The following is a 14,928-nucleotide window of genomic DNA, read 5'->3' as shown; positions in this document are numbered from 1 at the left end:
TTTTTTGTTCTTATTTTCGAATTAATTGAAGTTTTCCACAATTTTTATGTTGATAAAGTTTCTTTTTTGTGGATAACTTCGGATATAGCCTTTACTTCTCCCTTTTCCAACACGATTTTATTGTCAATGCACGTTGGTAGCTGGGTTTGGAAGTGACCTACATAAATGAGCGTCTGGCCACTTTTACTGAGGTCATCGATGACGTCGTTGAAATACTGGGTCTGCTCTTTATCTAAGCCCTGACAAGGTTCGTCCAAAATCAGCAATTCTGGATGTTTCACGATCGTGCGGGCCAATAGGACCAAACGTTGTTGACCTAAAGGCAATGATCCCAATGTTTTGTGTTTAACCTCTTTGAGGTCAAAAAAATAGAGAATTTGCTCGAGCTTTTGCTGTTGTTCAAATCCTAAGCGTTGGTATAGGCTCATGGAGTCAAAAAATCCAGAAGCAATCGTCTGCCCAACGTTGGCATTCATATCATAGTACCAATGTAATTCCGGAGATATAATACCCAAATGTTCTTTGATATCCCAAATACTTTCTCCAGATCCTCTTTTTTTGCCAAAAAGATGGATGTCATTGGCGTAAGCCTGTGGATGATCGCCGTTGATGAGACTAAGCAAAGTTGATTTTCCTGAACCATTATGCCCTTGTAGCAACCATTTTTCACCGGCTTTTACTTCCCAGTCAATATTCTTTAAGACTTGTTTTTCGCCGTATGAAATATTGATTTTGTTCATTTTTACCATGACCTGGGCAGATACCTGAGGTGCCTGTTGTAGAAAATAAGGCAGCGCCTTTCTTATTCGGGGCAAGCCTTTGGATAGCTCTTCACTCCGTTGGCGAATCCTGATTTTACCTTCCTGAATTTCCGCAAAACGATTGATACAATCCGGTTGTTCGTCATCATTACTGATCAACAACAAGGTGACCCCTTTATCCGCAAGCTGATCGAAAATCTGATTGAGATCTTTTCTGGACTGTGCATCCAGTCCTGTATAAGGCTGGTCGATAATGAGCACCTGAGGTTGAAGCCACAAGGCCTTGATCAATTGCAGTCTTTTGTGTTCGCCACTCGAAAGTTCAATCAACTGCTGATCTTTGAAATTCTCGAATCCAAAAATGTTCAGGTAAGAACGTACGTTTTCAAAAGAAAGCTGTTCTTCTTTTGCAAAATGTTTCAACTCGGCAAAAACCGTTAATGTATCGTTTTTTGCAAATTTATTGTAGCGCTGTTGGTAATAGAAATTGCGATCGCCTTCAAGATTGGTAAACTGAAACCAATTGGAAACGTAATGAATTTTTGCCGGCAATAGGCTCGTTGGGTCAAGATGGAATGTAATCTGGCCTTCATACTTCAATTGCCCGGCAATCGCTTTTGCCAGCGTGGTTTTTCCTGTACCGCTCGGACCGCCTAAGATCCATTGCTCGCCAGGAAAAATTTGCCAATTTAAGTCTTGCAGTACGGTATCTTTACCGTACTGAATGGTTAAATTGGCAATATGGACGACAGGATCTACCATTGTCTGTTTGCTTCAAATGCTTCGATTGAATCTTTTTGGTTAAGGATAAAATCAATGTCATCATAGCCATTGATCAAACATGATTTTTTGTATGGATTGATTTCAAACTCAAATTGATCACCTGTCTCTGTCAACATGACTGTCTGTTTTTCAAGATCAACAATAATCGCCGTTGACGGATTTTGGTGCACCAATTCGAAAATTTTCGCCAAAAACTCTTCAGGTACCTGAATCGGTAATACACCGTTGTTAAGGGCATTTCCTTTGAATATATCGGCAAAGAATGAGCTGATGACCACATCAAAACCATAGTCTTGAATAGCCCAAGCGGCATGCTCGCGGCTTGAACCACAACCAAAGTTTTTACCGGCAACCAATATTTTTCCCGTATAGGTCGGGTTGTTCAACACAAAATCAGTTTTAGGCTGATTGTCTGTGTCAAAACGCCAGTCGCGGAATAAATTATCACCAAAACCTTCACGCGTGGTCGCTTTTAGAAAGCGTGCGGGAATAATTTGATCAGTATCAATATTTTCGATAGGTAGTGGGACTACCTGTGACGTTAAAGTTTCAAATTTTTTCATTTTTTTCTGCTTAGATCAACTCTCTTACATCTGTTACTTTACCTGTTACTGCCGCAGCTGCTGCTGTCAAAGGAGATACCAGCATGGTGCGGGCATTCGGTCCCTGACGGCCTTCGAAATTTCTATTTGAAGTCGAAACACAATATTTACCAGCAGGGATTTTATCTTCGTTCATCCCTAAACATGCCGAACATCCTGGTTCACGTAGCTGGAATCCTGCCGCTTCAAATATTTTATCCAAGCCTTCTTCTTTCGCTTGTTTTTCTACTTGTTTTGAGCCCGGTACAATCCATACTTCAACGTCTTGTGCTTTTTGCTTGCCTTTAACGAATGAAGCTACTTCACGTAAATCTTCAATACGGGAATTGGTACAACTTCCGATAAACACATAATCAACACGGTTGCCTAAGACTGTTGAATCATCTTTAAAACCCATGTAATCCAATGCTTTTTGGTACGATGGCCGTTCTGATTCTAGTTGTGCGTTAGTTGCTGGAATATGTTCCGCGATACCCATACCCATGCCTGGGTTGGTGCCATAAGTAATCATTGGTGCAATATCTGCAGCATCAAAAGTCAACACTTTATCAAAGATGGAATCTTCGTCAGAATATAATGTTTTCCAGTATGCTAGGGCTTGATCCCATTCCTCACCTTTCGGTGCGAATTCACGGCCTTCTACGTAGTCGAAAGTGATCTGATCTGGAGCAATTAAGCCTCCACGTGCACCCATTTCTATACTCATATTACAAATGGTCATACGTGCTTCCATGCTTAAAGAACGGATTGCTGAACCAGCATATTCAATAAAGTAACCTGTACCGCCCGCAGCAGAGATTTTAGAGATGATATATAGGATGATATCTTTTGCTCCAACACCTTTTTGAAGGGTACCGTTGACTTCAATTTTCATTGTTTTTGGCTTCGACTGCAACAAACATTGTGTTGCGAAGACCTGTTCAACCTGAGAGGTTCCAATACCAAAAGCAATAGCTCCAAAAGCACCATGTGTTGAGGTATGACTATCGCCACAGACCATCGTTTTACCTGGTAGGGTGATACCCAGCTCCGGACCAATAACGTGTACAATCCCTTGGTATGGATGACCTAAACCATATAATTCAATACCAAATTCAGCACAATTTTTGGTGAGCATATCAACTTGATAACGGGATAGCTCTTCTTTGATCGGTAAATGTTGATTGAGTGTCGGTACGTTGTGGTCGGCAGTAGCTACCGTTTGCTTTGGACGAAAAACTGGGATTCCTCTTTTACGCAAGCCATCGAAAGCTTGAGGTGAAGTAACTTCATGAATCAAGTGGGTGTCGATATATATAATATCCGGAAACCCTTCTTCACGCTTGACGACGTGCGCATCCCAAATCTTTTCTACTAATGTTTTTGACATTTTTTAATCTCTCTTATGTTATTTTTATATGAACCAAGGTGATATTGCAAATGTCTCAATATCACCTTGATTTCGATATACTAAATTACGAAATATTCATGATTTTTGGAGCATGTATAATTTCGTATGGACTTTTAAACAGTTTTGATTGCTTTCATTGCAGTCATCGCTTTGCGCAATTTGCGACCGACGATTTCTACAGGGTGATCGCGTAGAATTTCATTGATGACAACTAATTGTGCGTTATCAACTGCAGCATCTCTACCTTCATTGAAGTTTTTACCTACGAGATCAGTATCAACAGTTTTCATGAAGTCGGCCAACAAAGGTTTACAAGCTTGGTCGAATAGGTAACAACCGTATTCTGCTGTATCAGAGATAACACGGTTCATTTCGAACAATTTCTTGCGAGCGATTGTGTTAGCGATCAATGGTGTTTCGTGCAATGATTCATAATATGCTGATTCTGGTTTGATACCTGCTTCAACCATTGTTTCAAATGCCAATTCAACACCTGCACGGATGAAAGCAACCATCAGTGTATAGTTGTCGAAGTATTCTTGTTCGTTGATTTTAACATCACCAGCAGGTGTTTTTTCGAACGCAGTTTCACCTGTTTCAGCTCTCCATTTCAATAAATTCGCATCACCATTTGCCCAGTCTTCCATCATGGTCTTGCTAAAGTGACCTGACATGATATCATCTTGGTGTTTTTGGAATAAAGGACGCATAATATCCTTCAATTCTTCAGAGATCTCAAAGGCTTTTACTTTTGCTGGATTGCTCAAACGGTCCATCATTCCGCTCACACCACCATGTTTCAAGGCTTCCGTGATTACTTCTACACCGTACTGTACCAATTTTGATGCGTAACCAGCTTCGATACCTTTCTCGATCATTTTGTCGAAAGATAAGATCGAACCTGTTTGCAACAATCCACAAAGAATCGTTTGCTCACCCATTAAATCTGATTTTACCTCGGCTACGAATGAAGATTTCAATACACCGGCTTTATGTCCACCTGTTCCTACGCAGTATGCTTTTGCTTCAGCCCAGCCTTTTCCTTGCGGATCATTCTCTGGGTGAACAGCGATTAAGGTAGGAACACCAAAACCACGAAGGTACTCTGCACGAACCTCAGAACCTGGACATTTTGGAGCAACCATGATGACAGTAATATCTTTACGGATTTGCATACCTTCTTCAACGATGTTGAAACCGTGTGAATACGATAATGTAGCGCCTTCTTTCATCAACGGCATGACAGCGTTGATTACTGACGTATGTTGTTTATCTGGAGTCAAGTTGATAACTAAATCCGCAGATGGGATCAATTCCTCGTAAGTGCCTACGTTAAAGTTGTTGTCCGTAGCGTTTTTCCAAGAATCTCTTTTTTGTTCAATAGCTTCTTTACGCAAAGCATAAGAAACGTCCAGTCCGCTATCTCTTAGGTTTAAACCTTGGTTCAAGCCTTGCGCACCACATCCTACGATTACGATTTTTTTACCTTTTAAAGCATTTACACCATCTGTGAATTCAGTGTTGTCCATGAATTCAGCGTGACTTAATTGTTCTAACTGCTCTCTAAGCGGTAAGGTGTTGAAATAATTTGCCATTGTTTTACTTTCTTTCTGTTATGGGTTGTTGATTATTTATTTTAATTATTGTACTAATCTGCGTTGCGCCATGGCGTAACCGAAATGAACGTTATCGTGACCTGATGTCAGGGCAATAACTTCTTCGATGGTATCCATTGGATAGCCATAGGTTGCTGTTGAGAAGGAGGTGATTTCTCCGAAAACACCGTGTTCATAGTCAGCAGCAATTTGCTCAATACTGCGGATTGCAATTTCTTTCAATTCATCAACCTCTGCTTGTTCAACAAAGCGGGTTGGCTTGGTGTCTTTTTTATAGTCTTCATTATATTTTACCCAGGTCGTGTCGGCTTTAATACCTGTACGGACATAGACTAAGGTCTGTGTACTGACGACAATGTGGGCAAAATTCCAGATGATATTGTTGTTAAATCCCGTGGGAATTTTGTTAAGCTGTTCAATGGAAAGACCGTCAAGTAATTCAATGAATTTTTGACGTGACTTTAAGATAAATTTAAATGTCTCTTGCATAATACTTTTAAAGCTTACATTGTAAATACATCATCTCTTTTGTCGAGATACTCGTTCTCTACAATTTCTATCGATGGTTCCTTGGCTTCAAACTGAACCAATTTGGAGTGGAAACCTGCGCTATCTTTAATGATGGCGATACGTGCGCCACGGACAAATTCGATCAAACCATATTTGGTCAATTCTTCTGTCAACTTATCGATCTCCTCACGGTGACCTGCAGTTTCAAAGACGATATAGTCGTTGCGGATCACAACAACATTGGCACCATATTGACGCAATAAACGTTCTACGTATACCTTTTCATTCACAACATCCGCAGGCACTTTATAGAGCGCCTGTTCTTGCCAGATCACTTCATCATTGGTATTGTAATAGGCCTTGAGGATATCAATCTGTTTTTCCAGTTGACGACAAAGCTTACGCAGAACATCTTCAGCCTCCGTGATGACGATGGTAAAACGATGTATCCCTTCTACTTCAGAAGGGGAAGTATTCAAGCTTTCAATATTGATTTTTCTTCTTGAAAAAATGGTTGAGATTCGACCGATAAGACCGATTGAATTCTCTGTATATAGGGTGATGGTATATTCTTGTTTTTCCATGTCAAATTCTACTTTAAACGTATCTCAGATACCGATGTTCCTTGTGCAACCATTGGAAATACATTGTTTTCCTTACCTACCATCACTTCCAATAGATATGCTCCGTCGTGATCAATCATGGTTTTCAGTGCATTACGTAAGTCTTTACGTTCCGAAATCTTCTGACCGTCGATGTAATAGCCTTTCGCAACAGCAACAAAGTCAGGACTCGTGATATTCACGAACGAATAACGTTTGTCATGAAACAATTGCTGCCACTGGCGTACCATGCCCAAGAACTCATTGTTGAGGATCATGATTTTGACTTTTGCACCAAATTGCATAATTGTTCCCAGCTCCTGGATCGTCATTTGTATACCACCATCACCGATGATTGCTACGACAGTTTTCTCTGGCGCGCCATACCAGGCACCGATTGCTGCCGGAAGACCAAAGCCCATCGTTCCTAAACCCCCGGAGGTTACATTCGATTTGCTGTTGTTGAACTTAGCATAGCGACAAGTGACCATTTGATGTTGACCGACGTCCGTTGTAATGATCGCATCACCGCCTGTCAATTCATTCAACACATGGATGACCTCACCCATGGTCATAATATCGGTTTGTGGGTGAAGTTCGTTTTGGATGACTTCCTTGATTTCTTCTTTTTCAAGTTCACGGAATTGTTCCAACCAAGCGGAGTGATCTGCGGCATTTACCAATTTCGTCAGCATGGGAAGTGATTCCTTACAATCGCCCCATACAGGTACGGTTGTTTGTACGTTTTTGTCAATCTCTGCGGGATCTATATCCAAATGGATTACTTTTGCCTGTTTGGCATATTTGTCCAAACGACCTGTCACACGGTCATCGAAACGCATGCCGATGGCTATTAAAACATCACATTCATTGGTCATGACATTTGGCGCATAGTTGCCATGCATACCTAGCATCCCGACGTGAAGTTTATGATCCGTTGGAAGTGCACTTAACCCCATGACAGTCGATGCCGAAGGAATGCCAGTTTTCTCGATAAAAGCTTTGAATTCTTCCTCTGCTTTTCCAAGAATGATGCCTTGTCCAAAAAGAACAAATGGTTTTTTTGCATCGTTGATTAACGCTGCAGCTTGCTCAACATATTCTTTACGAACTTGTGGTGCAGGTCTGTAACTGCGTACATGGCTGCATTTTTCGTAACCGAAGTAATCGAACAATTGTAGCTGTGCATTTTTGGTAATATCGATCAATACCGGTCCTGGACGACCTGTGCTGGCAATATAAAATGCTTTTGCGAGTGCGGCTGGAATTTCAGTTGCGTCGGTGACTTGGTAGTTCCATTTGGTGACAGGTGCCGTGATATTGATGACATCTGTTTCCTGAAAAGCATCCGTTCCCAAAAGTGAAGCAAAGACCTGGCCTGTGACACAGACGATAGGGTTACTATCGATCATGGCATCAGCCAGTCCAGTAACTAGGTTTGTTGCTCCAGGGCCACTTGTCGCAAAGACGACGCCTGTACGACCTGAAGTTCTTGCATAACCTTGCGCCGCGTGGATTCCACCTTGTTCATGGCGCACTAAAATATGCTTCAGACGATCCGTATAATCATAAAGGGCATCATAGATCGGCATAATTGCGCCTCCAGGATAACCAAATACGGTATCAACTCCTTCGCTCAATAAGGCCTCCAATACAGCTTTCGATCCCGAAATTTGTGTCGGAGTTTGCTGCGCTGTAGCGGCCTTATTTTCTGTTATTTCCAGTGTACTCATTACGTTGATTTTTTTATTGTTGATTATTCAGTCTTTTAGTATTTAGATATTAGATCTGAGACATTAAGCGTCGATTGTTTAGGTCTGTATTTGCTTAATGTCTCTGTTTTTTATTTTCTACTGATCCGTTACACAGCCTTCTGATGCATCGGCAACAGTTTTAGCGTATTTGTATAAAACTCCTTTGCTAACTTTTAACGCTGGTTGTACCCAAGCGGCACGGCGTTGCGCAATCTCTTCATCGGAAAGCAGCACATTGATGCTGTTATTTACCGCATCGATCTCGATAATGTCATCATCATTTACAAGACCGATCAATCCGCCTTTGTAAGATTCTGGTGTGATATGTCCGACGACAAAACCATGTGTACCACCCGAGAAACGGCCATCGGTGATTAAAGCAACAGATTTACCAAGGCCAGCACCAATAATCAAGGAGGTTGGTTTAAGCATTTCAGGCATGCCTGGCGCTCCAACAGGACCTTCATTTTTGATCACCACTACATCTCCTGGTTTGATTCTACCAGATGCGATGCCCGCTACTAAATCATGCTCTCCATCGAATACGCGTGCAGGACCAGTGAATTTTTCACCTTCTTTGCCGGAGATCTTAGCAACAGAACCTTTCTCTGCTAAGTTCCCGTAAAGAATTTGTAAGTGTCCTGTAGCTTTGATTGGATCGCTCAAGGGTTTGATAATCGGTTGATCATATTCCATGATTGATTTAACATCCGCCAAGTTCTCAGCGACCGTTTTTCCTGTTACCGTGATACAGTCACCATGCAATAAACCTTCATTTAAAAGATATTTCATGACAGCAGGTGTTCCGCCAAATTGCTGAAGATCTTGCATCAAGTATTTACCCGACGGTTTAAAGTCAGCTAATACAGGGGTTTCATCACTCATGCGTTGGAAGTCGTCTTGCGTGATGTCTACGCCTACGGCTTTGCCTATTGCAATAAAGTGAAGTACAGCATTGGTACTCCCACCCAAGATAACAATGGTACGTAGCGCGTTCTCAAATGCTTTACGTGTCATGATATCAGAGGGTTTAATATCTTTCTCAAGCAGCGTGCGGATATGTCGACCTGCTTCTAAACATTCATTTTTCTTTTCTTCCGAGATCGCCGGATTGGAAGATGAGTAGGGTAAACTCATTCCCAAGGCTTCAATTGCCGAAGCCATGGTATTTGCGGTATACATTCCGCCACAAGCACCAGCACCAGGGCAGGTATGTTTGATAATGCCTTCATAGTCTTCATCGGAAAGATTTCCGCAGATGCGTTGTCCCAATGCTTCAAATGCAGACACAATGTTTAATTCTTCACCTTTATAGTGTCCTGGAGCGATGGTACCGCCATATACCATTAGAGAAGGACGGTCCAAACGGGCCATGGCCATAATAGCACCAGGCATGTTTTTGTCACAGCCAGGAATAGAGATCAAGCCATCATAATATTGTCCGCCACAGATCGTTTCGATACTATCAGCGATCACATCACGGCTTACCAACGAATAACGCATTCCATCGGTACCATTGCTCATACCGTCACTGACGCCAATAGTTCCAAAGGTCAAACCCACTAACTCATTGTTCCAAACGCCCTTCTTGACGATTTGTGCCAAATCATTTAAGTGCATATTACACGTATTACCATCATATCCCATGCTGGCAATACCGACCTGTGCTTTGTCCATGTCGGCATCTGTAAGACCGATACCATAAAGCATTGCTTTTGCAGCAGGTTGCGTTTCGTCTTGTGTAAATGTACGGCTGTATTTGTTCATTGTGTTTTCGCCGTTAGATGATGACTTCATAATTTTCGTTCTCTAATACTAAATTTTTATATCTTCTTTGGATTGATGCACCTATGCTGTGTTCCCAGGCTTCTTTGTAGATGACATCATCGACTTGTTTGATTCCGATAATTTCTGCCGCAGTTCCACATAAGAAAGCGCTGTCAGCAGTGTAAATATCCTCTACCGTCAATTGCTTTTCAATGACTTCGAAGTTTAATTTTTTACAAATGTTTTTTACCGTCTGGCGTGTAATGCCCGGAAAGATATTCTTCGCTGGCGGCGTATAGATTTTGAAATCCTTTTCGATGAAAATATTTTCACTGGATGCTTGGGCAACGTAGCCTTCGTGGTCGAGCATTAAAGCTTCGTCGTAGCCTTTCCTGATGGCTTCTGTTGTCGCAAGAATGGAGTTAACATACTGCCCAGAGATCTTCGAGTCAATTTTAAAGGATTTTGGATTGGGTCTTTTGATATCAGAGATACATACCTTTAATAGGTTTTGACCAAGATATGGACCCCATTCCCATGCTGCCATCATGATGGTTGCTTCGGTTGATGAGGTGAGATGCATATTTGAACCAGTCAATACCAAAGGACGTATATAAGCTTCTCTTAGGTTGTTGTTGGCCAAGAGCTCATAACAGATGTCGATCAGCTCTCGGTTGCTCCAGCGATAGGGGATATTAACGGCTTCACATGATCTCTTTAAGCGATCGAAATGCTTGTCAGCTTTAAAGATACGTGGTCCATTGTGGGTGTTATACGCACGTAAACCATCGAACACCGCATACCCATAATGCAATGACTGTGCAAAGGGATCCAATGCAGCCTCGGAAGCTTTTACAAAAGCTCCATCTAAATAGATCAATGTGTTTTTATCGTAATATTTCATAACCCAAAATTTACCTGATGATAGTAGTTCCCTTTGTTGTAATATTGGTGGTAAATCATGCTATCTCGAGCTTCTATAAAAACTTTCGATTTTCATTTCCTCAAGGTAGCAGGAATTACAATAATTGGCAATAGGTAAAGTGCTAATTTTGTATTTAGAATAAAATTTCATTAAGTGTGTTTTTATGAAATTTTATTTTTTAATAATGCCTTTTATTCGGTTTTATATTTTGTTAGTCGCATACCATATTTAAAATTGGTCTACACGGTTGAAAAATTATTTTTTGTTACAATGGTTGATTTTCTTCCTAAAATGAAGAAAATGTCAAAAAAACTTTAAAAAAAAAGCTTCCGATATTTCTATCGGAAGCTTTTTAGATTTTATAAAATCGATTTGATTTAATCTCCGATAATTCCTTCAGCAAGAACGGTAATGACATTGTTTTTTGCTTCCACAACACCACCTTTAATGAACACTTCCTGTTCACCTTTACCTTGTTGAATAATTACTTTTCCATCTTCCAAAGTAGAAACAATGGCAGCGTGATCTTTTAAAATTTGAAAAGAACCCGCAGAGCCCGGTACAGTAACTGAAGTTACTTCGCCTTCGAATGCTAATTTGTCTGGAGTGATAATTGTTAACTTCATTATTCTTAGATATAATCTAGATTAAACTGCTTCTGCTAATAATTTTTTACCTTTTTCGATAGCATCATCAATGTTACCGACTAAGTTGAAGGCAGCTTCAGGGTACTCATCTACTTCACCGTCAATGATCATATTGAAACCTTTGATGGTATCTTTGATGTCTACCAATACACCTTTTAAACCTGTAAATTGTTCTGCAACGTGGAAAGGTTGAGATAAGAAACGTTGTACACGACGTGCGCGGTGTACTGTTAATTTATCTTCTTCCGATAATTCGTCCATACCTAAAATGGCGATGATATCTTGTAATTCTTTATAACGTTGAAGAATTTCTTTTACACGTTGTGCAGTATTATAGTGTTCGTTACCTAAAACGGCAGGAGAAAGGATACGTGATGTAGAATCCAAAGGATCCACAGCAGGGTAGATACCTAACTCAGCAATTTTACGAGACAATACTGTCGTTGCATCCAAGTGAGCGAAAGTTGTCGCTGGAGCAGGGTCAGTTAAGTCATCGGCAGGTACGTATACGGCTTGAACCGAAGTGATTGAACCGTTTTTAGTTGAAGTGATGCGCTCTTGCATTAAACCCATCTCAGTTGCCAATGTTGGTTGGTAACCTACGGCTGAAGGCATACGACCCAATAGGGCAGATACTTCAGAACCTGCTTGTGTAAAACGGAAGATGTTATCAATGAAGAATAATACGTCACGGCCTTGACCTTGGCCATCACCGTCACGGAAGTATTCCGCTACTGTCAAACCTGATAAAGCAACACGTGCACGTGCCCCAGGAGGCTCGTTCATTTGACCGAATACGAAAGTACATTTTGAATCTTTCATCAGTTCGTGGTCAACAGTTTCCAAAGGCCATTCGCCTTTTTCCATGCCTTCCATAAAGTGCTCACCATATTTGATGATACCAGACTCCAACATCTCGCGCAATAAGTCATTACCCTCACGTGTACGTTCACCTACACCGGCGAATACAGAAAGACCACCGTGACCTTTTGCGATATTGTTGATTAATTCTTGGATTAATACAGTTTTACCTACACCGGCACCACCGAATAAACCAATTTTACCACCTTTAGCATATGGCTCTAAAAGGTCAATAACTTTGATACCAGTAAAAAGTACTTCGGATTCAGTTGACAAATCTTCGAATTTAGGAGGTACGTTGTGGATAGGACGACCATTCTCTTTATTCAAATTTTGGATCCCGTCTATGGCATCACCAACTACATTGAATACACGACCTTTGATTTCTTCACCAACAGGCATTTTGATAGGAGCACCAGTATCGACAACTTCCATTCCGCGAACTAAACCTTCAGTTGCGTCCATGGCAATTGTACGTACACGATCCTGACCTAAGTGTTGTTGAACTTCTAATACAACACGTTGTCCATTTTCTTTTTGAATGTACAATGCATCGTAAATTTTAGGTAGATTTTCACTGTCGGCGAAGTTGACGTCAACAACTGGGCCGATAATCTGCGCTATTTTACCAATCTTGGGCATATTATAGGGACTAAATATTTATTAATCAATTTTATATAAGAGACATAAAAGGCCTCTTTTTTGGTCAGCAAAAATAAGGTTATTCGTTTTTAAAAACAAATAGAATTTGCAATTAAATTACAATTTTATTAATGTAGGTCAAAATGTTATCTATTGTAATTCTGTATGTTTCGATTTCTATACCTGCAAATATAGTTTTTCTCTTTTATTCGGCTAGGTATTTTTGAAGTTTACTGCATTACTTCGTTGAATCTTTTGTTTGTTTTGAGGAATGGTACCTGATGAAATAAAATCGACCTGTAACGGAGTACCTCAAGGAGTCGTTACAGGTCGATCAAAATAAATATGCTATTTTATGAGAAGCAGGACTATATTTTTTTATTTAGTTCGTCCTGCAACTGGCGCTTGAGCAGCTGTTCCTTTTCCATGGATTTTTTACGGAACGTAGCGAATTCTTCTTGCGATTGCTCCGCTGTCTTTTGGAATTCCACCGTGTCCACTTTCGCTTTCCGATAAGAAAATAAAAAGATAAATGCTGCTACGGCCAATACCGCAATGATCGTCCAAACAACTGTATTGTAAAAAGTTTTAGAGGTATTGATGCCCAAGAAAGAAAAACTTTCTGTTTTTTCCTTCTCCTGCGCCAGCTGATCTTTTAAAACCTGAATAGAATCTTGCAAAGTTTTGGTATTGGATGTATAGTTGCTTGAAGATGATTTTAAAGAGCTGATTTCCTTGTGGAGTTTTGCTACGGTATCTATGACATTTCGTTTCACAATATCCAGATTGGTTTTTCGCACCATCTTGAAATCATAGTTGTTTTTCGAAATATAATTCAGGTGGTCAAATTGATTTGCCAAACTTCCTTTTTTTAATCCATCCGGACTGTACTTGAAAGCATTATCCTGTTGTGCTGCTGTAGTGGCGGGAGCCGCAGTAGGAGTTTGTGCCTCCAGTAATGTATGTGATGAAATAAATAAAATTGTAAAGAATATAAATGCTAATCTCAATTTGCTCATGTTGTTTATTTTATAAAATGCGTTAATCCAGCCTATCCAAATTGCAAAACCAGGATATACCTGTGATAAATATAAGGAATTATTGAAAAAACGAAAATGTTAAGTGAAATATATTCCAATACATACCTGATTTTCCGTCACTTTATTATGATTCGATCGACCAACTTGGCAAATACCGTAAAAAGGACATGATCTTTTCCTTATAGATCGCCGTGTTTAGTTTGAAATAGTAGGCTCCTTTTTTTGAATTTTCCTTATCCTTTTCCTCCAGTTTGATGATGAGGTCTGAGGAAAGCAGTTTTCGGCTGAAATTCCGCTTGTCCAACTCAATATTGTAAACACCCTCATAAAGTGCTGCAATTTGGGGAATCGTGAATTTCTCGGGCAGCAGTTCAAATAATATCGGATACAAAGCCGCTTTCATGCGTAGCCGGTGTTGTGCCGAAGCGATCATTTGATCATGATCGAAGATCAGTGTTGGGTGCTCCCGCAATGGAAACCATTGGGCTTCGTAATCGTCGCTTAGGATATGTTTATATTGCTGTGTGTCAATCAATGCAAAATAACAGATACTGACAACCCGGTCGCTAGGTTCCCGATTAGGTTCGCCGAATACACTACATTGCTCCATGTATACATTTTCAAGTCCTGTTAGCTGTTTGAGTACTCGGCTCGCGGCCTCTTCCGGACTTTCGTCGGATTGAACGAAACCACCCATCAGACTCCATTTATTTCTTTCTGGTTCGAAATCACGTTTAATTAAAAGTACTTCAAGGGATTCGCCGTTAAATCCAAATATGATGCAGTCTACTGCCAAAAGGATCCCTGAATCTTTTTTATAATATTCCATCGTCTATCGTTTTATCTTTTTATCTGACACCACCCCATTTATTCCACGAGCAAAACTATGTAAAAAAGTAAATAGCTAAAAATAAGTATAATAATTGTCTGATACATCCCTTTAAAAGGCATTTATACCCCTATATCAGGAATTCGGGTTAACCATAATTTGCTGCTATGAAGTTAGCTCTATTTTTTAAATATGAAAA

Annotated in this window: 13 protein-coding genes; all 13 read right to left on the bottom strand. The window is 40.4% G+C overall.

Annotated elements, in window-relative coordinates; genetic code table 11:
* Positions 1-44 precede the first annotated feature (44 nt).
* Positions 45-1,523, bottom strand: a complete 1,479-nt coding sequence (locus B3297_RS13580; protein ID WP_115046526.1) for an ATP-binding cassette domain-containing protein — start codon at positions 1,521-1,523, stop codon at positions 45-47.
* On the bottom strand, positions 1,517-2,107 hold the full coding sequence (gene leuD, locus B3297_RS13575; RefSeq protein WP_070570164.1) for a 3-isopropylmalate dehydratase small subunit: 591 nt from the start codon (positions 2,105-2,107) through the stop codon (positions 1,517-1,519). Before leuD ends, B3297_RS13580 begins: the two co-directional genes overlap by 7 nt.
* A 10-nt stretch (positions 2,108-2,117) precedes the next feature.
* Positions 2,118-3,515 (bottom strand): 3-isopropylmalate dehydratase large subunit, encoded by a 1,398-nt coding sequence (leuC, locus tag B3297_RS13570; protein ID WP_286779036.1) that lies wholly within the window; start codon positions 3,513-3,515, stop codon positions 2,118-2,120.
* A gap of 134 nt (positions 3,516-3,649) precedes the next feature.
* Entirely contained in the window at positions 3,650-5,131 is a 1,482-nt protein-coding gene (gene ilvC, locus B3297_RS13565) for a ketol-acid reductoisomerase (RefSeq protein ID WP_075994367.1), read from the bottom strand.
* A 45-nt stretch (positions 5,132-5,176) separates the two neighbouring features.
* Complete coding sequence (locus B3297_RS13560; protein ID WP_236560296.1) at positions 5,177-5,641, bottom strand: DinB family protein; 465 nt, start codon at positions 5,639-5,641, stop codon at positions 5,177-5,179.
* A 14-nt stretch (positions 5,642-5,655) separates the two neighbouring features.
* The gene (gene ilvN, locus B3297_RS13555) at positions 5,656-6,246 is read right to left on the bottom strand and encodes an acetolactate synthase small subunit (RefSeq protein WP_070570155.1); all 591 of its coding nucleotides are present in this window, start codon (positions 6,244-6,246) and stop codon (positions 5,656-5,658) included.
* A gap of 8 nt (positions 6,247-6,254) precedes the next feature.
* Positions 6,255-7,997, bottom strand: a complete 1,743-nt coding sequence (ilvB, locus tag B3297_RS13550) for a biosynthetic-type acetolactate synthase large subunit (protein ID WP_286779035.1) — start codon at positions 7,995-7,997, stop codon at positions 6,255-6,257.
* A 117-nt stretch (positions 7,998-8,114) separates the two neighbouring features.
* Complete coding sequence (ilvD, locus tag B3297_RS13545) at positions 8,115-9,815, bottom strand: dihydroxy-acid dehydratase (protein WP_070570151.1); 1,701 nt, start codon at positions 9,813-9,815, stop codon at positions 8,115-8,117.
* Complete coding sequence (locus B3297_RS13540; protein WP_286779034.1) at positions 9,799-10,689, bottom strand: branched-chain amino acid transaminase; 891 nt, start codon at positions 10,687-10,689, stop codon at positions 9,799-9,801. The genes ilvD and B3297_RS13540 overlap by 17 nt, the downstream gene beginning before the upstream one ends.
* Before the next feature lie 398 nt (positions 10,690-11,087).
* Positions 11,088-11,336 (bottom strand): ATP synthase F1 subunit epsilon, encoded by a 249-nt coding sequence (gene atpC / locus B3297_RS13535; protein WP_145327530.1) that lies wholly within the window; start codon positions 11,334-11,336, stop codon positions 11,088-11,090.
* Positions 11,337-11,357: 21 nt separating this feature from the next.
* The gene (gene atpD / locus B3297_RS13530; RefSeq protein WP_286727394.1) at positions 11,358-12,860 is read right to left on the bottom strand and encodes a F0F1 ATP synthase subunit beta; all 1,503 of its coding nucleotides are present in this window, start codon (positions 12,858-12,860) and stop codon (positions 11,358-11,360) included.
* A gap of 368 nt (positions 12,861-13,228) precedes the next feature.
* Complete coding sequence (locus B3297_RS13525; RefSeq protein ID WP_070570144.1) at positions 13,229-13,879, bottom strand: hypothetical protein; 651 nt, start codon at positions 13,877-13,879, stop codon at positions 13,229-13,231.
* A 145-nt stretch (positions 13,880-14,024) separates the two neighbouring features.
* Positions 14,025-14,729, bottom strand: coding sequence for an NUDIX hydrolase (locus B3297_RS13520; RefSeq protein WP_070570142.1), 705 nt, complete (start codon positions 14,727-14,729; stop codon positions 14,025-14,027).
* Positions 14,730-14,928 lie beyond the last annotated feature (199 nt).

Origin of the sequence: Sphingobacterium sp. UBA3519 (genome assembly GCF_002377215.1) — a bacterium.
Taxonomy (GTDB): domain Bacteria; phylum Bacteroidota; class Bacteroidia; order Sphingobacteriales; family Sphingobacteriaceae; genus Sphingobacterium; species Sphingobacterium multivorum.
Note: the sequence above shows the minus strand (reverse complement) of the source record. Positions and strands in the feature narration are given on the sequence as shown.